General features: G+C 40.0%; 23 protein-coding genes. 11 read left to right on the top strand and 12 right to left on the bottom strand.

Annotation, left to right across the window (positions count from 1 at the left end):
- Positions 1-5: 5 nt before the first annotated feature.
- The 4 genes from asnS to mnmC2 all read right to left on the bottom strand — a co-directional run bounded on the left by asnS (position 6) and on the right by mnmC2 (position 3,972).
- On the bottom strand, positions 6-1,451 hold the full coding sequence (gene asnS, locus J4N24_RS04945) for an asparagine--tRNA ligase (RefSeq protein WP_207532543.1): 1,446 nt from the start codon (positions 1,449-1,451) through the stop codon (positions 6-8).
- 500 nt (positions 1,452-1,951) lie between these two features.
- Positions 1,952-2,707, bottom strand: a complete 756-nt coding sequence (locus tag J4N24_RS04940) for a LytR/AlgR family response regulator transcription factor (protein WP_207532542.1) — start codon at positions 2,705-2,707, stop codon at positions 1,952-1,954.
- A 133-nt stretch (positions 2,708-2,840) separates the two neighbouring features.
- On the bottom strand, positions 2,841-3,242 hold the full coding sequence (locus J4N24_RS04935) for a c-type cytochrome (protein WP_207532541.1): 402 nt from the start codon (positions 3,240-3,242) through the stop codon (positions 2,841-2,843).
- 49 nt (positions 3,243-3,291) lie between these two features.
- A complete protein-coding gene (gene mnmC2 / locus J4N24_RS04930; RefSeq protein WP_207532540.1) occupies positions 3,292-3,972 on the bottom strand; it encodes a tRNA (5-methylaminomethyl-2-thiouridine)(34)-methyltransferase MnmC2 in 681 nt (226 codons plus the stop codon).
- Between the two features lie 79 nt (positions 3,973-4,051).
- Between mnmC2 and J4N24_RS04925 the strand changes: the two genes are divergently transcribed.
- Complete coding sequence (locus J4N24_RS04925; RefSeq protein WP_207532539.1) at positions 4,052-5,095, top strand: quinone-dependent dihydroorotate dehydrogenase; 1,044 nt, start codon at positions 4,052-4,054, stop codon at positions 5,093-5,095.
- Here the strand turns inward: J4N24_RS04925 and J4N24_RS04920 are convergent.
- A complete protein-coding gene (locus J4N24_RS04920) occupies positions 5,092-5,577 on the bottom strand; it encodes a CYTH domain-containing protein (RefSeq protein ID WP_207532538.1) in 486 nt (161 codons plus the stop codon). The genes J4N24_RS04925 and J4N24_RS04920 overlap by 4 nt on opposite strands.
- A 77-nt stretch (positions 5,578-5,654) precedes the next feature.
- A complete protein-coding gene (locus J4N24_RS04915; protein ID WP_207532537.1) occupies positions 5,655-5,915 on the bottom strand; it encodes a hypothetical protein in 261 nt (86 codons plus the stop codon).
- 171 nt (positions 5,916-6,086) lie between these two features.
- Here J4N24_RS04915 and J4N24_RS04910 point away from each other — a divergent pair, with 171 nt between their 5' ends.
- Positions 6,087-6,455 (top strand): response regulator, encoded by a 369-nt coding sequence (locus tag J4N24_RS04910; RefSeq protein WP_207532536.1) that lies wholly within the window; start codon positions 6,087-6,089, stop codon positions 6,453-6,455.
- 362 nt (positions 6,456-6,817) lie between these two features.
- Positions 6,818-7,762 carry a hypothetical protein gene (locus tag J4N24_RS04905; protein WP_207532535.1) on the top strand — a complete coding sequence of 315 codons (945 nt, stop codon included), beginning with the start codon at positions 6,818-6,820 and terminating at the stop codon, positions 7,760-7,762.
- Between the two features lie 53 nt (positions 7,763-7,815).
- Here the strand turns inward: J4N24_RS04905 and J4N24_RS04900 are convergent, their stop codons facing one another.
- The 4 genes from J4N24_RS04900 to lpdA form a co-directional block, all read right to left on the bottom strand.
- Complete coding sequence (locus J4N24_RS04900; RefSeq protein WP_109415596.1) at positions 7,816-8,676, bottom strand: sigma-70 family RNA polymerase sigma factor; 861 nt, start codon at positions 8,674-8,676, stop codon at positions 7,816-7,818.
- A 308-nt stretch (positions 8,677-8,984) separates the two neighbouring features.
- Positions 8,985-9,821, bottom strand: coding sequence for an MBL fold metallo-hydrolase (locus J4N24_RS04895; protein WP_207532534.1), 837 nt, complete (start codon positions 9,819-9,821; stop codon positions 8,985-8,987).
- A 93-nt stretch (positions 9,822-9,914) separates the two neighbouring features.
- Positions 9,915-10,235, bottom strand: a complete 321-nt coding sequence (locus J4N24_RS04890) for a DMT family transporter (RefSeq protein ID WP_207532533.1) — start codon at positions 10,233-10,235, stop codon at positions 9,915-9,917.
- Positions 10,236-10,395: 160 nt separating this feature from the next.
- On the bottom strand, positions 10,396-11,784 hold the full coding sequence (gene lpdA, locus J4N24_RS04885; RefSeq protein ID WP_207532532.1) for a dihydrolipoyl dehydrogenase: 1,389 nt from the start codon (positions 11,782-11,784) through the stop codon (positions 10,396-10,398).
- 362 nt (positions 11,785-12,146) lie between these two features.
- Here lpdA and J4N24_RS04880 point away from each other — a divergent pair, with 362 nt between their 5' ends.
- The 7 genes from J4N24_RS04880 to J4N24_RS04850 all read left to right on the top strand — a co-directional run bounded on the left by J4N24_RS04880 (position 12,147) and on the right by J4N24_RS04850 (position 20,850).
- Complete coding sequence (locus tag J4N24_RS04880; RefSeq protein ID WP_207532531.1) at positions 12,147-15,461, top strand: TonB-dependent receptor; 3,315 nt, start codon at positions 12,147-12,149, stop codon at positions 15,459-15,461.
- Between the two features lie 130 nt (positions 15,462-15,591).
- Entirely contained in the window at positions 15,592-16,233 is a 642-nt protein-coding gene (locus J4N24_RS04875; RefSeq protein WP_207532530.1) for an alpha/beta fold hydrolase, read from the top strand.
- A 38-nt stretch (positions 16,234-16,271) separates the two neighbouring features.
- A complete protein-coding gene (locus J4N24_RS04870; RefSeq protein ID WP_207532529.1) occupies positions 16,272-16,685 on the top strand; it encodes a DUF6157 family protein in 414 nt (137 codons plus the stop codon).
- A gap of 5 nt (positions 16,686-16,690) precedes the next feature.
- Positions 16,691-17,110, top strand: coding sequence for a Fur family transcriptional regulator (locus J4N24_RS04865; protein WP_207532528.1), 420 nt, complete (start codon positions 16,691-16,693; stop codon positions 17,108-17,110).
- A gap of 40 nt (positions 17,111-17,150) precedes the next feature.
- Entirely contained in the window at positions 17,151-19,082 is a 1,932-nt protein-coding gene (locus tag J4N24_RS04860) for a heavy metal translocating P-type ATPase (RefSeq protein WP_207532527.1), read from the top strand.
- A 170-nt stretch (positions 19,083-19,252) separates the two neighbouring features.
- Positions 19,253-19,681 carry a PAS domain S-box protein gene (locus J4N24_RS04855; protein WP_369806203.1) on the top strand — a complete coding sequence of 143 codons (429 nt, stop codon included), beginning with the start codon at positions 19,253-19,255 and terminating at the stop codon, positions 19,679-19,681.
- A complete protein-coding gene (locus tag J4N24_RS04850) occupies positions 19,639-20,850 on the top strand; it encodes a GAF domain-containing sensor histidine kinase (RefSeq protein WP_369806202.1) in 1,212 nt (403 codons plus the stop codon). The genes J4N24_RS04855 and J4N24_RS04850 overlap by 43 nt, the downstream gene beginning before the upstream one ends.
- A 23-nt stretch (positions 20,851-20,873) precedes the next feature.
- On the opposite strand, the gene J4N24_RS04845 is transcribed toward J4N24_RS04850, so the two are convergent.
- Positions 20,874-21,869, bottom strand: coding sequence for a GlxA family transcriptional regulator (locus J4N24_RS04845; RefSeq protein ID WP_207532524.1), 996 nt, complete (start codon positions 21,867-21,869; stop codon positions 20,874-20,876).
- 159 nt (positions 21,870-22,028) lie between these two features.
- On the opposite strand from J4N24_RS04845, the gene J4N24_RS04840 reads away from it, so the two are divergent.
- Positions 22,029-22,181 carry a hypothetical protein gene (locus tag J4N24_RS04840; RefSeq protein ID WP_207532523.1) on the top strand — a complete coding sequence of 51 codons (153 nt, stop codon included), beginning with the start codon at positions 22,029-22,031 and terminating at the stop codon, positions 22,179-22,181.
- A gap of 60 nt (positions 22,182-22,241) precedes the next feature.
- Here the strand turns inward: J4N24_RS04840 and J4N24_RS04835 are convergent, their stop codons facing one another.
- Positions 22,242-22,448, bottom strand: a complete 207-nt coding sequence (locus J4N24_RS04835; RefSeq protein WP_207532522.1) for a heavy-metal-associated domain-containing protein — start codon at positions 22,446-22,448, stop codon at positions 22,242-22,244.
- Between the last annotated feature and the right edge of the window lie 29 nt (positions 22,449-22,477).

Below are 22,477 nucleotides of genomic sequence, written 5' to 3'. Positions count from 1 at the left end.
TGAGCTTAAAACTCGGCGTTTTTCGGTGTTCTTGGGAAAGGTATCACGTCCCTGATATTGGTCATACCTGTTACAAATAATACTAATCGTTCAAAACCAAGTCCAAATCCCGCGTGAGGAGCAGAACCAAAACGGCGGGTATCAAGATACCAGCTCAGTTCTTCTGCAGGTATATGCATTTCCTCCATACGCTTCTCAAGAAGTTCTATCCGTTCTTCACGTTGTGACCCCCCTACGATCTCTCCTATACCAGGGAACAGGATGTCCATTGCTCTTACAGTTTTACGGCCTTCGCTGTCGACCTCGTTCTGGCGCATATAGAAGGCTTTGATTTCAGCAGGGTAATCAGTGAGGATAACAGGCTTTTTAAAATGCTTCTCCACAAGGTAGCGCTCGTGTTCCGACTGTAGATCAGCTCCCCATTCTTCGATCAGGTACTTGAACTGTTTTTTCTGGTTCGGCTTAGAGTTTCTCAGAATATTAATAGCTTCTGTATAAGTGATGCGTTCGAAGTCGTTTTCCAGACAGAAGTTTAGTTTGGCTAAAAGGTCTAATTCAGAACGCTCGTTCTGGGGTTTCTGTTTCTCTTCTTCCTGCAAGCGTCCTTTTAGGAATTCCAGCTCCTCACTGCAGTTGTCCAAAGCATACCTGATCACATATTTCAGTAAGCTTTCTGCCAAATCCATATTTTCCGCAAGTTCGTAGAAGGCCATTTCCGGCTCTATCATCCAAAATTCGGCAAGGTGACGTGTTGTATTCGAATTTTCAGCTCTGAAAGTAGGTCCAAAGGTGTAGATCTCGCCAAAGGCCATTGCCGCCAACTCGCCTTCCAATTGACCAGAAACAGTTAAATTTGTAGGCTTACCGAAGAAATCTTCTTTATAATTTACTGATCCATCTTCATTCCGAGGTACATTATCAAAATCAATAGTAGAAACGCGGAACATTTCTCCTGCCCCTTCAGCATCAGAGCCCGTGATAATGGGAGTATGCATATATACAAATCCTCTGTCGTTAAAGAATTTGTGCACGGCATAAGCTAAAGCGTGACGGACTTTGAAAACGGCATTGAAAGTGTTAGTACGAAAACGTAGATGCGCAATCTCTCTCAAGAATTCAAGGCTGTGCTTTTTAGGCTGAAGTGGGAACTTTTCAGGATCACTGTCTCCTAATATTTCAAGACTTTCTACCTGTACTTCCACTCGCTGTCCTTTTCCTAATGACTCAATTAGTTTTCCTGTTACAGAAACAGCAGCGCCGGTAGTAAGCCTTTTAAGAAGAGCTTCATCAGTAGTGGTAAAATCAACAACAGCCTGAATATTATTAATGGTAGAGCCGTCATTAATTGCCAGGAACTGATTATTTCTGAATGTTTTCACCCATCCTTTAACAGTAACAATTTCACCATAACTGGTTGAATTTAACAGATCTTTAATTTTAGTACGGCTCATGCGATTGATTTTTTAGCTCCGCAAAAATACAAATCCCTTTATCATTTAAAACTTTATAGTATTTCAAAGCATTATTTAAGGACTGATTTTATCCGAGAGGCAGTGTGGTTGTTCTTTCTGGCAATAATATTCTTTCTATAAAAGCGTTAATACCACTTACAGTGCAATATACCCTGCATAGTACCATTGAAAACAAACTTGGAGGAACCACTTTAGGACTCAAAAAAAACCAATCCTCATTTTGCTTGGTGTAGCATTTATCGGTGTTGGTCAAGTTTTAGGCCCTGTTCATGTAATAATTTTTCACAGTAATGAGGCTTTACATATATTTGAAGTGTCAAGAAAACAATAAAGGTTTTGACTGACATTCAACAAGATGAGTTGAAAACAAAAGATATTCTTAAACTTAAGCATTATTACTAATTCATTAGGCAACCTAAACCTTATCATTTTTAAACATCTACCTGTTTGAAAAACCTGAAATAGAAGACGTTAGATCACTAATCGGAATTCGGCAATTTGGTTATATTCCGCTTGGTCTTAAGTAATTTTTCATTGAGCTTTTGCGTGAAGTTTCCTTTATAGGAAGAACCTACTATGATTTTTTCATGCTCATTTAAAAAAATCTGATTTCCGTCTACTGCAGTGATCTTATTGATGTTAACAATGTAAGATTTGTGAACGCGAATAAATTTGTCAGCCGGAAGACTTTCTTCGATCTCCTTCATTGTAAGGTAGGTCAGGTGACTGCAATTCTCCATGATCAGCGAAATATAATTTTGAGACCCCTCGATATAAATGATATCGTCATATTTTACTTTCACTATTTTTTTCCCACTTGAATCCTTCTTTATAAAAAAGTGATCACTAACCTCTGTTAAGTTTCTAAGGCTCTTATCCAATTCTCTGAACCGGATCTTTTTAGACTTGATAACGGTTCTTAAAAAACTTGAATATTCGACAGGTTTTAGAAGGTAGTCGATGGCGTTCATTTCAAGGGCTTCAAATGCATTTGCAGGGGAATCCCCAGTGATAATAAGCGTGGAAATATTACTAAACTGGATAGTTTCCGTAAAATGGTCTTTAGCCAGACTGAAATCCATAAAGATAATATCCGGCTTAGTTATAACGAAAATATCAACCAGGTTCTTAGGGCTATTATAAGCCCCCACTAAAGTCATATGATCTACAAGTTCAATATAGCCCTTCAGTGTTGCTATACTAATATTGTTATCAATTATCGAACAAGTAAACATCTATTTAAACCTAAATAATCTGTGAGGAGGATAAGGCGCAAGTATGATTTAATTAAGCAAAAGTGTACCAAATGCTTATTACCTAATAGGAAATTCTTGAAAATGTTTTACGTTTAATCTTGCGCAAAAGTATTTAATGCTCTTCAGGATGAGACTTTCCGTTGTGACACGTGTTGCAACTAACTTCCATTGCCGCATGATTAAATACCTCCTTTTTCCCTCCAAAATATTTAAGATTGATCTTATTGGTCATTTTCATCATTTCGCGAGCCGACTGCTTCTCGGGCTTTTCGTCACTCGCAAAGTCAAGCTTATTAGAACCATCGGAGGCTTTAGCGTGGCAGAAATTACATTTAACACCTAATGCCTTATTGTAATGATGCATCACTTTGTCCATTTCATCGTGGCTTATTTTTTTAGGAAGCACCTTCAGGTTTTTGTATTGGGGCTCGTTGTCTTCAGGCATGGTGGCTGAGGTAACGAAGATTATCGTAGTAATAGAGGCAATAACAGCGAGAGTTCTAACTTTAAGCATAGTTGGTTTGTGTACGCTAAAAATAGGTAAATTGACAATTAAAAAACAATTAAAGTTTGATAGCCCTGAGCATTTCCCGTTTACCGGGGGCTCCTTTTGCTTTCTCAATTACAAAGCCCAATGCTTTCATAGATCTTTTGAGATTTCCTGTTATGGCATAGGTAACAAATACACCACCAGGCTTTAAAAATCGGCAGCAACTTTCTAATGCCTGATCCGACCACATCTCTGGCTGGTGAACAGCAGCAAATGCGTCAAAATAAAGCACATCGAAAAGGATGTCTGCAGAAAAATTATCAAGCCGGGTGTGGGCGATCTTTAGTTTGCAATGCGTGTTGCAGTCTTGTTCTTCGTTCAGGACCAAAGGATATTTATTCAAGAAGTTTTTCCATAATTCTTCGTTAACGTACTTATCATACCCGGTTTGACAGATCAAGTCGTGATTTAAAGGGTAAGCTTCAATCCCACAATAGTTTAGATTAAGGTTAGCACTTGTACAATATTCTGCAGTCAGAAGGAAATTAAGACCCGTACCGAAGCCTACTTCTAATATATTTACTGCTGTTGCTCCTGTTCTTTCCTGCCAAAACTGAAGTCCGGATTTCAGGAATACATGTTCGCTTTCCTGGAAGGCTCCATGTTTAGAATGGTAATGTTCTCCCACTGCTTCATTCCATATAGTTTTGGATCCGTCTGCTGTTTCAACTATTCTTAATTCGGGGCTTTCCATTTATTAAAATATTTCTTTGAAGGTCCAATAATAATTAAAATCATGTTTTTTAATTAAAGTTCTGTGTAATTTCGCGCCTATGTACCAGTTAATAAAGCCCATTCTTTTTCGTTTCGATCCAGAAAACATCCATCATTTTGTTACGGCGGCCCTAAAAACTGCCAATAAGATATGGGGTGTTAAATCAATCCAGCAAGGCCTTTTTCACCTTAACGATCCTGCGCTTGAAAAGGAAGTTTTCGGTTTGAAGTTCAAAAATCCGGTTGGTTTGGGAGCAGGTTTTGATAAAAATGCTTCGATGATTTCTGAACTGGCCAACTTCGGATTTGGATTTATAGAAATAGGCACAGTTACTCCGTTGCCACAACCTGGTAATGACAAACCCAGGATGTTCAGATTACCTAAAGACCAGGGGTTAATAAATCGAATGGGCTTTAATAACCAGGGCGTTGAGGTAGTTGTGCAGCGTTTGAAGCAACTCAAGAGGGACGGGTTGATCATCGGTGGAAATATTGGTAAAAATAAAGTAACACCTAACGAAGAAGCAGTTAATGATTATATTAAGTGTTTCGATGCTCTGTTTGATGTGGTAGATTACTTCGTGGTAAATGTTAGTTCTCCAAATACGCCGGGACTAAGAGAGCTTCAAGAGAAGGAGCCTTTGAAAAGGATCCTGAATACCCTCCAGCAGAGAAATTCTAAAAATGGCATTTCAAGACCTATTTTATTAAAGATTGCTCCTGATTTAACTAATGCTCAGTTGGATGATATTGTCGAGATAGTTTCTGAAACAGGTATCGCTGGTATCATCGCTACAAATACCACCCTTTCCCGAGAGGGTTTGCGTTCTGAAAATAGCTTAAAATCAGAGACAGGCGGACTTAGCGGAAAACCTTTAACCCAAAGGTCAACAGAAGTGATCCGTTATATATCTGAGAAATCTGGCAAGGCCTTTCCGATCATAGGAGTTGGGGGAATTCAGACTGCTGAAGACGCTATTGAAAAATTGGAAGCCGGGGCGGCACTAGTTCAGGTCTATACAGGTTTTATATATGAAGGGCCATCCATCGTAAAGAATATTAATAGAGGAATTTTAAAGAAGATAAAGAGTAAAGGCCTTTAAAGGCCTTTACTCTTTTCCCAATTTTTATATGGGTATTCTGTTAGTTGTGAGTTATAATACCGTACGTCGCCCGTTACATCTTCTATAACCCAATCGGGAAGGTTGTATTTTTCATCTTCGCTTTCCAGTTCTATCTCCGCTATGATTAGTCCCTCATTATCTCCCTGAAATTCATCTACTTCCCAAACTTTTCCTTCAAAAAGGATCTTATACCGGATTTTGGACAGTTCAGAGCTGCAAAAATGATCTAAAAGTTCCTTCGCATCTGCCTGAGGTATCTCGTACTCGTATTCAACTCGGGAAATTCCTTTTACAGAGCCCTTTATGGTGATGTAAGCATTGCTATTTGTCAGCCTTACTCTCACCGTTTTTGCAGGGTCCTTAAGAATGTAACCCTGTCTGTAAAAGTCGCCGGAGGGTTTCTCGTAATTAGCCCACTTATCTTTATTCAGCAGGTATTTGCGTTCAATTTCAAATTTCATACTAAGCTATCAATGAAAGACATCAAAATTAGTTTTTGAAATTGAATCGCCGGATCATTGTGATCAAATAGATGACATCAGTTAAGGAAGATCTCTTTATCAGGAAAATAGCAACGGTTCTCTCCTGCATAGTGTTCCTCATCTGGAATATTTAATTCAGGATAAGCCTTAAATATATAGGCTGCCATTTCTTGCCGAATGATCCTGTCGAGGTTCTTAATTGAATCTGCAGGAAGTAAGCCTTTGTTTGCCCTTACTGTATCCAGAAGGGTTCGAAATTGAATTATCACCAGGTCTCCTTTTAATTTCTCGAATAGATCATTTTTATTACTCATCATTTCCCTTTTCTATTTTGCTGTATACGATAGTGAGTGATATTAATGTTTCAGCCCTATATTGTTTTATTCTAATTGCTCGACCTGTTAAACTAAAGCCGGAATGCATATAACAATTCGGCTTATTTGGCATTATTATAGTTTAGAGGATAAGATCCATCTATTGCGTTTGCCATGAAAAAACGAATTTTTATTATCGAAAAGGACGATGACATCCTACAGGTAATTGAACACCTTTTCAGGGAGGAAGGATATGAAGTCTTTACTGCTAATTCAGAATTTGGTATCTTCGAAAAGATCAGGAACAGGCAGCCACATGCCATTTTGCTCGACGTAATAAGTACTACTCCCCAGGGAACAGAGCTGTGCCGCGCATTGAAATCTGAAGAAGGGATTAGCCAAATTCCGGTAATAGTTCTCTCAACCCATGTGAGAGCCGATGTGATGAAGGGGGATTGTGCCGAGGATGTTCTGTCAAAACCTTTCGACATCACTAAACTTGTGGAAATAGTTGAAGGGCAATTGATGGACTTCGTTAGATAGGCCCTGATCTGCCCGTAATTTAATCCGGTGTCATTCCCTTCTCTTAATTTCCGCATACTTAAAGGGCTGCATTTTGGGAGCCAACAGTAATTCAAAGGGAAACCAAAGCCTGAATATTAGCTCAATATTTCCTCGATAACTCCTCATTGAGTCCTCCTTTAATTTGTAAAAGGAGGACTCAATGAAGGAACAACCATTAAATAGTGGTTAATCATTTTCGTTTTGGTAAACATTTGAATACCCTTTAACCAAGGTTAGCCTGAAACTGTGGTTAGAATCTTTCAGTGCCTTCTTTTTTGAAATATTTATATCTTTTTGATTAAGATCATTTTTATTTAAAGAAATTATTCAAATCTTGTATTATGGGCAAAATTGACAAGAAAGGTATTATTCATGGAGGCGTAGATGACGTTTCTTATCGGAGTTACCGCGGCCAGCAGATTGTGCAAATGAAGGCCAGGAAGGTAAAACAGACCATTGCTACCAGGGAATCAGGACTGGAGTTCGGTATGTGTGCCAGTACTGCCCGGGTGATACGTGAAGCTTTTCACCGTACTTACAAGGGGGGATACGACGGTCCTATGATAAACCGCTTTAATTCTGTAGTTCAAAGTGCCGTACGAGCTTGTAGCACTAAGCCCAGATGTCATCGGAACCTGCATGATGCTGACTTGTCCTACATAAGAGGCTTCCAATTCAATAATAATTCTCCCTTAGATAAGGTGTTGAAAGCCAGGCCTGATGCTATTATGGAAACCGGTGTTGTAAGGGTTTTTCTGCCTGCCTTTTCCAGGGAGGATATAAAAGAAAAAGTAGCCAACTATTGCATCATCAGGTTGTTACTGGTTGCCTTTGATTTTAAGAAGAAGGTATACAGGTATCTGGATTGTAAAGAAATTAAAATTGACGATAATGGTTTTGATGGCGGGAACATTGAATTGGAAGGTCTTATTCCTCAGGGCAGCGTTGCGCTTTTAACCATGTCTGTTCATGCTTATGTTAATGATGTTTTTGATGGATCAAGGTCTATTAATTCAAAGGAATGGAGCCCCTCTGAAATCATTGGAGCATGGCATATGTCCGCTTCAGAAAAGCAGGAGCATTTGGACAGAAAGGATTTAAATGGCAATGGTTTTATTGTTGATGTAGATATTCCTTTTGTTATTACTGATCCATTGAAGAAGTTGAAGGAACTGTATAAAAAGAAATATAAGCCAGATCAGGCAAAAGCAGGTTCTTTAAAGGTTAAGAAGAAGGTCCCTGAGGATGAGTTCGAGTTGCCCAAGGGTGAAATTTCCTTTAGTTAAGAACATAAAAAAAGCCTCCGGGTAGGAAGCTCTTTTTATACTTGTAAATTCTATTAACCAAGATAGGATTTTAAGATTTTACTTCTTGAAGTGTGGCGAAGGCGTTGTAGTGCCTTGTCTTTGATCTGACGAACACGCTCTCTGGTCAAATTGAATTTCTCACCGATCTCTTCTAAGGAAAGAGGGTGGTTAGTTCCAAGACCGAAGAACAGCACGATGATCTCACGCTCACGTTCAGTAAGTGTTTGAAGAGAACGTTTAATCTCTTCAGATAATGATTCATTGATCAGGTTACTATCTGTATTTGGATCATCGTTTTCCAATACATCAAGAAGAGTATTCTCTTCTCCCTGAACAAAAGGTGCATCCATGGATACATGGCGACCAGAATTACTTAGAGTGTCAGAAATCTTGTCAACCGTTGTTTCAAGGATGTCTGCCAATTCTTCAGGAGAGGGTTCGCGCTCGTATTCTTGCTCCAGCTTTGAAAAAGCCTTGCTGATCTTACTTAACGAACCTACCTGGTTTAAAGGTAAGCGTACAATACGCGACTGTTCAGCGATCGCTTGCAGGATTGACTGACGGATCCACCAAACAGCGTAAGAAATAAATTTAAACCCTTTTGTTTCATCGAAACGTTTTGCGGCTTTAATCAAGCCAAGATTTCCTTCATTGATCAGGTCACCAAGTGTTAAACCCTGATTCTGGTATTGTTTTGCAACAGAAACAACGAAACGTAAGTTGGTTTTTGTTAAGCGTTCAAGTGCAGCTTGATCGCCTTCACGAATTTTTTGCGCCAGGATAACTTCTTCCTCGGCAGTGATCAAATCTACCTTACCAATCTCATGCAGATATTTATCGAGTGATTGAGACTCGCGATTGGTAATTGATTGTGTTATTTTGAGTTGTCTCATTAAAGTAGGATACCCCTTTCTTAAGCGTGTGCAAAGTTAAAAAAATTTACTGCTTTAACGTGATAGATTGAAAAAAGTTGTAATAAAAAAATTTCAATAATACAAACCTTATTTAACAATAATCATTCCATAGCACATTAAAATTCAAAATGTTAAGGTTTTTTACAATTCTATAACTCCCTTTTCTGTCGAGGGATAAAAAAGCAGGTTTGTCGGATTTAGAAGTTCTCTTTACAGTGATAGTTACTTCTGAAGGCAAGTGGAGCGCCTTTGTTGAACATTCGCTTAATGCTACTTGGGGAATTAACCTAAAGATCTGAAAGTCTAAAAATGTCGCCAGCCCTGAAACCTTTCTCAGTTTCGACGAGACTTATACATTCATTCAACGCATCATGCTCCAACAGCAGGATATAGTTGTTGTCAAAGGCTTCCTGAAGGAACTTCTTTTTCTCCTCCATAGCAGTTAGTGGGAATATATCATAACTAGCAACGTAGGGGACAGGCAGATGACCGAGGGTTGGGAAAAGGTCGGCTGCAAAGACTATTGTCTGGTTCTTGTATTTAATTAAAGGAAGCATCATAGCTTCCGTATGGCCATAAGTAAATCGAATTTGAAGATCATCACCAAAAGGAGAAAATTCCTCTTTGATGAACTTAAGCTGCCCGCTCTCCTGAAGAGGAAGGATATTCTCTTTCAAAAATGAAGCTTTTTCCCTGTCATTTGCATGAAGTGCCCAATCCCAATGTTTTTCATTACTCCAGTAAGTAGCATTCCTGAAGGTAGGTGTCAGATTGTCTTCATTTCTTTCCACTGCTCCTCCAACATGATCCAGATGAAGGTGAGTAAGGAAAACATCCGTTATGTCGTCTTTAGAAAGACCATGAGAATTAAGCGAACTATCCAGACTATAGCCACCATGCAGGTGATAATAGCTGAAGAACTTGTCACTTTGTTTATTGCCAATGCCTGTATCCACTAAAATTAGTCGGTCGCCGTCTTCGATGAGCAGTGACCGCATAGCAAGAGAACAAAGATTATTTTCGTCCGCAGGGTTAGTTTTTTGCCAGATGCTTTTAGGTACGACACCGAACATAGCCCCGCCGTCCAGCTTGAAATTTCCTGTTTCTATTGTAAAGAGCTGCATGCAGATTTAAGTATTACGATTTACGATTTGCGTGGCAAGTTCAAAATGCTAAGTTAAAGTATTCGTTCTTTTAAAAAATGATCTTCTACCAAGTTAAGCTTTGGCTGTTAGTTTTAACCCAAGAATAGAGGTGATTAAAAGGAACAAGAAAAACATTCTCCAGAAATCGGAAGGTTCTTTAAAAAGGGCAATGCCAACCAATGTTGAACCCGCAGCACCAATGCCTGTCCACACGGCATAAGCTGTACCAATAGGAAGGGTTTGAACTGCCTTATTAAGAAGAAGGAAGCTCAGGGTGATGCAAATGAAAAAGCCGGCTCCCCATTTCCAGTTAGTAAAGTTGTTGGAGAATTTCAGGCAGGTAGTAAAGCCCACCTCAAATAATCCACCAAGTATTAAATAGAACCATGCCATTTGATTTCGATTTATGATTTTAGATTTACAAATTAACAGGCGGAATTTGTATTGGTTGTTGAACTCTTTAATTTATATAGACGCCCAAATAAAAAGACCTGCTTCTCAGCAGGCCTTCCTATTTATTACCTAAGCTAAAAGCCTTTTAGCTTTTACTTTCTTATAAGTGAATCACTTCCCCATACGCATCTGCCGCTGCTTCCATTACAGCTTCACTCATGGTTGGGTGAGGGTGAACAGATTTAATGATCTCCATTCCTGTCGACTCTAATTTACGAGCAACAACAACCTCAGCGATCATCTCTGTAACTCCTGCACCGATCATGTGTGCTCCAAGGAATTCACCGTATTTTGCATCGAAGATAACTTTTACGAAACCGTCTTTAGTTCCAGCTGCACTTGCTTTACCTGACGCAGAGAATGGGAACTTACCAACTTTAACTTCATATCCGGCTTCCTTTGCAGCCTTTTCAGTGTAACCAACTGAAGCAATTTCAGGGATACAGTAGGTACAGCCGGGGATGTTGTTGTAGTTTAAAGGCTCTGGATGGTGACCAGCGATCTTCTCAACACAGATGATACCTTCAGCAGAAGCAACGTGTGCTAGAGCCTGACCTTTAACGATGTCTCCGATAGCGTAAACACCAGCAACGTTAGTTTTGTAGAAGTCGTCAACAATTACACGACCCTTGTCAAATTTAACACCAACTTCTTCAAGACCTAAATTTTCGATGTTTGGAGTGATACCAACAGCAGAAAGAACAATATCAGCTTCAAGGATCTCAACTCCTTTTTCAGTTTTAACCTGCGCTTTGCAACCAGCACCTGAAGTGTCGACAGACTCAACAGTAGCTTTAGTCATGATGTTGATACCAGCTTTTTTCAAGCTTCTTTCAAGGTGTTTTGAAACTTCCTCGTCTTCTACAGGAACGATGCGGTCCATAAACTCAACTACGGTAACTTTCGTACCCATTGCGTTGTAGAAGTAAGCGAACTCAATACCGATAGCACCAGAACCTACAACTACTAAGCTTTTAGGTTGCTCGGGAAGGTTCATTGCCTGACGGTAGCCAATGATCTTTTTACCGTCTTGTTTCAAATTAGGCAACTCTCTTGAGCGAGCACCAGTAGCAAGGATAGTATGTTTAGCCGTGTACTCTTTTGAAGTACCATCAGCAGCTTTAACGTCAATTTTTCCGCCTTTTTTGATTTTTGCGGTACCCATGATCACGTCGATCTTGTTTTTCTTCATCAGGAACTGAATACCTTTGCTCATTCCTTCAGCAACACCACGACTACGTTTAATTACAGCACCGAAGTCGGCCTCACCGCCCTGAACTTTGATTCCGTATTCCTCTGCATGTTGAAGGTATTCAAATACCTGTGCACTTTTTAAAAGGGCTTTGGTTGGAATACATCCCCAGTTAAGGCAGATACCGCCAAGTGATTCGCGCTCTATTACAGCTGTTTTTAAACCCAACTGTGCTCCGCGAATTGCAGCCACATAACCTCCGGGGCCGCTACCGATAACTATTAAGTCGTAATTCATTCTATAAATTATTTTTAATGTCTGAAGAACCACGCCGACTCAACGCCCATGCGGAAGTTCAGCAGGTTCCTATTTAATCGAAATTAACGGCGGCAAATCTACAAATTGTGAGGGTTTTACGAAAAAGAAATACTTTCCTTATTGTAAAGTTTCAAAAAAAGGAGCTTGATTAATTCAATTTCGTGAAAGCGAAAGCAATGCGCGAATCTTGTAAAGTAAATTTTCGTCATTTTTAAAAACTTGTTAAGGATATGGTTAATTTATTTGTAATTCTATATTAAATTAACGTAAATCTTTGTAAAACAGAAATAAAGGTTTGATCTTTGCGGCCATATTCACATTAATCAAATATCAGAGCATTTATGAGAAAGTATTTACTTTTTTCTCTCTTTTTGTTACTTGGTGTAAATTCTGTTTTTTCGCAGATTACAACTAGTACCTTAACAGGCTTAGTCAAAGACGAAAAGGGCGATCCTTTAGTTGGTGCGTCAGTAAAAGCTACCCACCTCCCGACAGGAACTGCTGTTGGTACAGCAGCAAGAGCAGATGGAAGATTTTTAATCGCTAATCTACGAGCAGGTGGCCCTTATACTATCGAGGTTGCCTTTATCGGATTTGCCCCAAAGAAGTTTCAAAATATTTATTTAAAACTAAGTGAGCCATTAGTCCTAAATGTTACCTTAAACGAGACAGGAACTCAGTTAAGTGAAGTTGTCATTTCAGCTAATGGAAATTCTATTTTAAACGCGGATCGTTCAGGATCAACTACAAACATTTCCAGACAGCAAATTCAGGCGTTGCCGACTATAACTCGTAGTGTAAATGATATAACCAGACTTACTCCACAGGCTGGAGGACCCAATGGATCGGTTGCTGGAGGCAGTTATCGCTCGAACAATTTTACCGTTGACGGAGCAAATTTCAATAACCAGTTTGGTATAGGTCAAAATGTTCCAGCGAGTGGTTCTCCAATCTCATTAGATGCCTTGGACGAAATTTCAATTAATGTTACACCTTACGATATCCGCCAAACAGGTTTTACAGGTGCAGCTATTAACGCTGTAACACGTTCAGGTACAAATAACTTCTCAGGTACAGCTTTTTACCTTGGAAGGGGAGATGAGCAACAAGGAGGTAAAGTAAACGGCAGCCGTATTGCCAAACAAAATTATGAACAAACTCAATATGGGTTCAGTATAGGGGGGCCTATTTTGAAAAATAAACTTTTCTTTTTTGTTAATGCCGAGTTTAACGATATAACTCAGCCTGGTCCTAATAAGATTGCTGCAACTCCAGAGGTTCCGTTTGGCCCGACTAATACCAATGTTGCAAGACCTACAGCTGTTTTTCTTGATGAAGTTCGGTCTTATCTAATAAATAACTATCAATACGATCCGGGAGCTTACCAAGGGTATCAGAACGAAAGTAATAATGATAAGTTCTTAGCAAGGCTGGATTGGAATATCGCTCCTAATCACAGATTTAACATTAGATACAATCAGGTTGAAAGTAAAACTCCGAGACCGCTAAGTAGTTCAACAACAAATTCCGGTGTTACTTACGGGTCAGCTGTAAATCGATTAAGTAATCAAGCGTTACATTTTGCGAATTCTGCCTATTTTCAGGAAGAAAATTTATACTCTGTTTCTGGCGAGTTAAACTCATCTTTATTTGCTGGACGTGTGACTAACACTCTTCGGGGAACCTGGACCCATCAAAATGATCCTAGAAGTTCTGGTGGAGGTGTTTTTCCTTTAGTTGATATTTTAAGTGCAGGAAATCCTATTACAACATTTGGATACGAACCGTTTACTTACGGAAATCTAAGGGATGTGCAAACCTACTCTGTTAATGACGATTTAAGTATGGTTCTTGGGAAGCATAGCTTGTTAGGAGGATTCCAGGCCGAGTTTAGTAAGACAAAGAACGGTTTTCAACGTTATGCAACGGGCTTTTACACCTTCGCGTCATGGGAGGACTTCAAGAATGGCGCAGATCCTACTAACTATGCATTAACTTATTCCTTAACCCCTGATGGTTCTCAAGCATTCCCAACCTTCAAGTTTGCCCAATATTCATTTTATGTTCAAGACCAGTACTCGGTTAATGAAAGGTTGAAATTAACAGGAGGTATTCGCCTAGAGTTACCAACTTATCCGGATGTGGAAGAAATGAAGACACATCCTCTTGTTGCTGGCTTGACCTATGCAAATGACGAGAAAATAAACACGGGATCAATGCCTAAGACTTCTTTAATGTTCTCTCCAAGAATTGGTTTCAATTGGGATATCAAAGGAGACAGAAGCCTACAGTTAAGAGGTGGTTCAGGTATATTCACAGGTCGTATACCTTATGTTTGGATTGTATCTCAATCGGGGGACTCGGGCATGTTGCAGTACCTTCAGACATATTCAACACCTCAAGATATTGCTGCAGCAGGCATCAAATTTAGTCCTGATGTGACGAAGTACATTCCGGTAAACAAGGCTGCTGCCGGCACAACTATTCCGAGTAGTATCAGTGCAATGGCAAAGGATTTGAAATTCCCGCAAAGTTGGAAATCTAGTCTTGCATTAGATTTTAAGCTCCCTTTCGGGGTGGTAGGAACTGTTGAAGGTATTTACCAAAAGGATTTGAATGCAGTTTATGCAAGGAATGCTAACCTAGTTGATCCAACCGCTATGGCTATAACAGGTTATCCTGATAACAGAGAGATTTACCCAAGTGGAGCGGCTAGATATATTAATAGGCTAGATGCTCAGGGAAGGCTAACTGCCAGCGGAACCGGAAGTGCCGACGCGATTGTTATGGATAATAAAAAGGGCGGACACTATTGGTCTGTTACAGGACAGTTGAATAAGCAGTTTTCAAAAGGCTTGTCTGCTACCGCTGCCTATACTCATAGCGAGGCAAAAAATTATGGTGATTTAGGAGGCGATCAAATTGCGAATTTATGGTCCTACCCATACATCATTGGAAATTCGAACAATCCTACCCTAAGTTATACAAGTAACGTTATTCCTGACCGGGTAATTGCGTCTGTTACATACCGTAAGGAGTTTTTAAGGCATTTGGCTACAAGCTTCTCCTTATTTTATGAGGGTTCAATACAGGGCCGTTATTCTTATTATTACTCTTCTGATTTCAATAGAGATAACCAAACTAATGACTTGATTTACGTGCCGAACGACCCTTCTGAAATAACATTTGCAAATATTCCTGCAAATACCAATGGTTATAGTAAGGCTTACACCCCTCAGGAGCAAAGCGATATCTTTTTTGCTTATATCGAACAAGACGATTACTTGAAGACTAGAAAAGGTAAATACGCTGAGAGAAATGGAGCTAAACTTCCATGGAGAAATCAGGTTGACGTACGTTTTGCTCAAGATCTATTTGCAAATGTTGGTAAATCAAAAAATTCACTTCAATTTACAATCGATATTTTCAACTTCGGAAATCTCCTAAACAGTAAATGGGGTAATGTTGATTTCGTTAACAATCAAGCTATTTTAGTGCCTCAGAATGTTTCCTCACTTTCACCAACCGGCTCAGTTAAGCCTACTTTCAGGTTGGCTAATGCCCAGGGTGATATTGTTAGAAATACTTATAGTACAAATCAAACAATCTCCTCAACCTATTATCTTCAAATGGGTTTGAGATACAGATTTAATTAAGAAAACGCTCTGTCAACTTCAAAGAGCCAATCATATTTAAAAAATAAAAGAGGATGTCCTACAACGGGACATCCTCTTTTATTTTGGTCTGATTTATGAGAAACTTATACTTTTAGAACTTATACAATCTATGAAAGTCTATTTCCTTTCAGGCCTGGGAGCCGACAGAAGGGCATTTCAAAATGTCCGGCTACCAAAAGGTTATGAGATGGTACATTTGGATTGGATCGATCATTTCGAGGAAGAGTCGCTGGAATCGTATGCGAGACGAATGGCTGCAGAGATCGATGCCGAACAGCCCTTTATGCTCGCAGGTCTTTCTTTTGGCGGAATTGTCGCCATCGAGATTTCAAAGTTCCTTCCTCCTCAGAAACTCATTCTTATTTCTACTGTAGCTATCTATAAAAATTTACCTTTCGCATACAGGCTGGCCGGTGATCTGAAATTATATAAGATCCTGCCTGAGAGGAAATCTTCCCTTATCAAGCCTTTTCTTTATTGGTTTTTCGGTCCCCTTGACAAACCAGGTAGGAAGCTGATTGATGCTTTTTTTGAACAAACTCAACCAAAACACATCAATTGGGCGCTCGGACGTATAAGTATGTGGAGGAATACCGAGATCTCAGTTCCTTATATTCATTTACATGGAAAGAGAGACAGAGCATTCCCCTTACGGCTTATAAAGGCAGATTATGTGATAAACGGAGGGCACCTCTGTGTTTTTATGAACGCAGCAGAAATAAACGATGTTCTAAGTAAGGTTTTACAATGATCGGTAGCGTAAAAAAATAAACCTCTTATTTTAGCGATATGAAAACGACGAATTATTATAACACATTTATAGAGGTTGCGGAGGATTGCCCTGCAACAAAAGGCGAAGTGCCGGCTGTAAAGGCTGAAAATAAAACAGTCGCATCCATTCAATACGAGCTTCTGATGAATAAGCCGTATGAGTATACTTCTGATGATATTCTTTTCGCCGTCTATGCCAGTAAGAACAATATGACGGAGCAGGAGAAGCAGGTGGAAAGGGAGAAGTTTTTTTCGAAATCGCAGGCCTGCCTTCGAGCTTCCGCTTTACCAAAAAGGTATGGCTGGGGAATACATTTTAATAGCGAAGGGAAGATCGGACTATATGGATTCAATTCAGATGAATATAAAAAATTTCTGGAAGATGATTCGGTCAAACATTTGAAGGCAATGCGTTCAAGTAGAGTGAAGTAGTGATTATGACAGAGTTTGCAGAACAAAAGCTATTAAGCAAGAATATTAATCCGACAGCAATGAGGCTGCTCGTTGTGGATTATTTGCTTGGAGGAAAAACAGCTCTTAGCCTGACAGATATCGAAAAGGGCCTTTATCCCTCAGATCGTACCACCATTTACCGCACCCTTAAGACGTTTGTGGAGCACGGATTAATCCATTCCATTGATGATGGAACAGGCACTCCTAAATATGCTTTATGCTCAGACCAATGTGATGAAACAGGACATCACGATCTCCATGTTCATTTTTATTGTACTACCTGCAAGGTGACGCATTGTCTGCCTAAGACAAAGATTCCTATGGTAAGCTTACCAGGAGAGTACGCATCTGAAGAAGTAAATCTTGTGATCAAAGGCTTATGCGATAAATGCAATAGGCATTAATGCAATACCATTGCACTGGCCATTCTCCTTACTTTGTGATATGGCACATTCTCATCATTCCGACTGTTGTGGTCACGAAACTGTCCCTCCACAGGCAGTAGTTTTTAAAGCAGATGAAAGTAGCTGGCGCGCCCACCTTAACCTGATTTCAGCTTTTGCTATACTGCTTATCATGTTAGTACTGCTTTATGGTTTTAATATACAATTTCCTAATCCTATCAACCTGACAGTTTATAGCCTTGCCTGGCTTTTGGCCGGTTGGCAGGTAGCTAAAATGGCATTCAGGAAAGTAAAGCATGGAGACGTGTTCAATGAATTTGTTCTAATGGTTGTTGCTACTACTGGTGCGTTTCTACTTGGAGAATATAGCGAAGGAGTTGCGGTGATGGTTTTTTATTCCATAGGGGAATGGTTTCAGGATGCTGCAGTCAGTCGGGCAAAGCGGAATATCAAAAGTCTGATGGATGTTCGCCCTGATCATGTTACCGTCTTTAGGGATGGGAGTTCAGAAACAGTGCCTTCATCCACGGTAAAATTAAACGAGATAATACAAGTTAAACCTGGAGAAAAGGTAGGATTGGATGGAGAGCTTCTTACCGAATCAGCTTCGTTTAATTCGGCAGCGTTGACTGGAGAAAGCCAGCCGGACACAAAACTCAAGGGTCAGCAGGTGCTTGCTGGCATGATTAATTTAAACACACCTGTCGATCTGAAAGTAAATGCTCTTTTTAAAGATAGTCGCTTAAGCAGAATTCTCGAGATGGTGCAGGATGCCACCTCCAGAAAGTCCCGCACCCAGTTATTTATCTCCCGCTTTGCCAAGGTATATACACCTGTGGTATTCTTTTTAGCTTTTGCACTCTGTACACTTCCTTATTTTTTTGTTGCCGATTATAATTTCAACACCTGGTTCTATAGATCCCTTGTTTTCCTGGTGATCAGTTGTCCTTGTGCATTGGTGGTCTCCATACCTTTAGGTTATTTTGGAGGCATTGGCCTTGCTTCAAGAAATGGTATTTTGTTTAAAGGTGGGAATTTTCTGGATGTTATTGCGAAAACAGATGTAGTAGTAATGGATAAGACTGGCACGCTTACTCAAGGCGTCTTTAAGGTGCTTAGCATGGAAGCGGATGGTTTAAGTCGTGATACTCTATTATATTTTGCAGGAACACTGGAAAGTCAATCAGGTCATCCGATAGCGCGAGCAATAACAGATTATTACGGGAAACCTGAAAAAGGAAAAGTTCTCAATGCAGAAGAACTACCAGGAATGGGAATGAGAGGGCGAATTGATGATCAGCTGGTATTGATTGGAAATTACCGCCTTTTTGAAAAGTACGGGATCTCTTATCCAGATCATCTGAATCAGATTGCGGAAACAGTTATCCTGGTTTCTGTTAATAATAGATACGCAGGTAATTTCAGGATAGGTGATGAGTTAAAGGCTGACGCAAAAAGAGCTGTTAACGATCTGATGAAATCGGGATTAAAAGTAGTGATGTTATCGGGCGATAAGCAGAAAGTCGTATCTTCTGTTGCCCTGAAATTGGGTATCGAGGAAGCCTATGGAGACCTGATGCCTGAAGATAAGGTAAAGAATTTGCAGCAATTAAAGGAGAAATATGGAGTTGTCGCATTTGTGGGAGATGGGATAAATGACGCACCAGTATTAGCCATTGCAGATGCCGGAATAGCAATGGGAGGGCTAGGGACCGATGCGGCTATAGAAACAGCCGATGTTGTTATTCAAAACGATCAGCCTTCAAAAATTCTAACCTCTATTCGTGCTGGTAAAATTACACGATCTGTTGTCTGGCAAAATATTGCGCTCGCTATGGGGGTAAAAATTCTGGTGCTGATCTGGGGTGCAGGAGGTATGGCAAATTTATGGGAGGCTGTAATTGCCGATGTTGGTGTGGCTTTGTTAGCTATCCTTAATGCTGTCAGGATCCAAAGGGTCTCTTTAGGTTAATGTAATTTACAGGTTTTTGTAAGATTGAAGAAATTTCTCGTACTCCGGTTTTTTTCAGTTAAAAAACCTTATGTTCGTAAGGTCTAATCACAATTCCGAACATTTTGTGAACAGCTGAGTTTAACTAAGTTGATCAATATTCCTTGGAAAGTACGAGCTACATAGCAGATGTGAACTTTGATAATCTCTTTTATCAAAGCCCTCAGCCTATGCTGATTTTTGACATTGACACTTATCTGATATTGGAAGTCAATGCCGCCGCTATAGCACATTATGGCTATAGTCGCGAAGAATTTCTGTCGCTAAGCACAAGAGATCTACGGGTATCTGAAGAACGTGTCCTTTTTGATAACCTTAAAAGCCGGTTTAAAGCAAGTGATAACGTTTTTGCAGAAGGCCAACATTTATTACGTTCCGGGAAGGTAATAAACGTACAGATCGTTTCTTACATCGTTGAGTTTAAACAAAAGAAGTGCCGCTTAGCTCATATCCATGATGTTAGCTCGGTGGTGAGGCAAGCCCGGAACTTCGAGATACTTGTTTCAATTGGAGCTCTATCTCCCAGGATCTTGATCTTCAATCTATTATTCAGAAAGTAACGGACGCTTCTCTGCAACTGAGTGGAGCGGATTTCGGGATCTTATTTTATGATCTTCCAGCAAGATCTATCCAACGCGAGCATCTCTTTGCATTGTCTACAAATTCTTCTGATGTTCAGGATCACCTGGAAGACATAACGGGATTTCAAACCCTGATAACAGACCAGGTGATAAGGTTAACTACTCGTCAAGAACTAACTAAGTATAATTCAAAGATATTTGGCGACGGTAATGCAGCACGCTCAGAGGGCTGGATTGTGCAAAGCTTTATGTCTGTGCCAATCACTTCAAAATCAGGGGAAACCATCGGTTGTTTGATGTTGGGGCATGGACAAGAGGGTATATTTACAAAAGAAGCCGAAGAAATGGTCCTTGGTGTTGTTAGTCAGGCAACCGTTGCATTAGATAATGCCATGTTGTTTGAGAAACTCGTTTCAGCTAACGAGGAAAAGGAGAGGCTGCTTGAGAAGGCGACGGAACAGAACTTCAGGAAGGATGAATTTTTGAGTATTGCCAGTCATGAACTCAAAACGCCGGTCACCAGCATGAAGGGATATCTCCAGATCCTTGAGAAGCAGGTTTCTAAAGAAGGGAATGGAGGATATCTCCCACTGATACAGAAAGCTAATAAACAGGTGAATAAAGTAATTCATCTTGTGAATGACCTTCTTAATTTATCGAAGTTAGAGGCGGGTAAATTACAATATAATTTCTCTGATTTTAAAATTTCTGAGGTGCTCGCTGACTGTATCGCTAATATTAAAAATGCCGAATACAAGCATAACATTCGGGTATTTGGAGATCAGAACTCTGTGATCAGGGGAGACAGGAACAGGATAGAGCAGGTGATTATTAACCTCATTGATAATGCAATTAAATATTCTCCTGATGCTACTGAGGTATTGATAGGACTTTCTGAGGACAGGGGATATTTCAAACTGGAGGTCAGGGATTTTGGCCCTGGAATACCCGAAGAAAAGTTGCAACTGATATTTGAGCGCTATTACAGGGGAGAGGAAAATTCCTATAAGACCTCAGGACTAGGCCTTGGACTTTATATTTCCGGTGAGATAATAAAACGGCATCAGGGCCGCATGGGGGTAGAGAGTGAACAGGGAAAAGGTTCTACTTTCTGGTTCGTAATACCCCTGGATCAGGACCCGGAATAATGTTTATAAAAAGGTTTTTTAAGTCAATTCATCCGGACAGCACGACGGTTGTATTTATTCCGGTAATCAATAGGGGAAAGGCCGGTAATCTTTTTAAAGGTGTTACGGAACGCTTTGATATCCGTATAACCCACATTAAACATTACTTCATTCACATGTAGTCCTGAAGTTTCAAGACTTTTTTTAGCAGCTTCAATACGAACACGCTGAATATATTCAAGAATAGAGTTTGATGTTGCTTTTTTGAACCTTCGTTCAAAGTTTCGGCGACTAATTGCTACCATCCCTGCCAACTGATCAACGGAAAGCTTTTCCTGCAAGTTCGTTTCAATGAATTCCTGCACTTTGCCAATTGGCCCGTCATCGTGTTCTTTTTGTGCGTTGAAAATCATGAACGGTGACTGGCTATTACGGTCAATATCGATCATAAAAGTTTTTGCTGCAAGGATAGCAGTGTCTCTTCCAGCATACTTTTCCACCAGGTAAATGATCAGATTCTGAAAGGATAGCGCCCCCCCGCTAGTATAAATTCCACCCTCGTCCGTAATTATCTTATCGGGAAGAAGCTCTATCTCAGGGAAAAGAGCCTTGAACTGGGAGGCGGCGCTCCAATGAGTTGTGCACTTCCTGCCATTTAAAAGGCCTGTAGACGCAAGTAGAAATGAGCCAATACAAAAACTAGCAATTTCAGCTCCATTTTTATATTGTTTAAGTATCCATTCGCCAAGCACCTTATTCATTTCGATACCCCTTTCAACACTTTCCTGAATAGCTGGAATGATCACCAGGTCGGTATGCTTCAAGTCATCAATTACAATGTCAGGATAAACACGAAAAAGGCCTTTCTTTACCTGGGCTTCCCTGTGTAGTCCAACAAGCTGTACCTGAAATAGCTCGGGCCGTTCCAGGCGATTCAAAAGATCGTTAAGGGAAGAAAAGATCTGATGCGTAGCTTCTATATGCGTAATGCTGCAATCACCTTCAGGGATAAGGATACTGATATGTTTTAAACGGCCCATGGTTAGAGGTATTGAAACTTCTAAGATATAAATCCTTCTGATATTAGAGCGAAGTTTAAATACATGGCAAGGCGTATAGCTTGAGACGGATCGATTTAAAATTTAGCAAAACAAATTCATTACAACCGCCTTGTTATTTTTACACTAATAATTGATCTTATGCATTTACCTGAAGAGAATAAACCCGTAAATTCCGAGAATGATGAAAAGCATCCTGGAAATGACATAGAGACTGTTACACCGGAAGATGACAATTTGCATCCAGTTCCGGATGAGAGTGAGGACGGAAAAAAAGAAGATAACCAGGGCTAACCTAAGCACCGGATAAACTAGAAAGGCCACTCCTCAAAGTGACCTTCCTGGTTTTATCAATTAAATACGTTCTGCGTTGTAACCAACTCCTTTCAGTGCCTCTACAATCTCTTCTGCTTTCGTATCGCTTTCGACAACAAGCGTTTTATCAGGATCCTGAAGATCAACTTTCCATTTGTCAGTCCCAGCTTTTTCATTCAAAACCGGTGTTACTGTGCTGATACAACCCATGCATTTGATATTTGTCTTGAATTTTAGTGTTTCCATTTTTGTTCTCTTTTAAGTTTTGCCGTCCG

This window comes from Desertivirga arenae (assembly GCF_017355785.1).
GTDB lineage: Bacteria > Bacteroidota > Bacteroidia > Sphingobacteriales > Sphingobacteriaceae > Desertivirga > Desertivirga arenae.
This window is presented reverse-complemented; position numbering and strand designations above follow the sequence as displayed.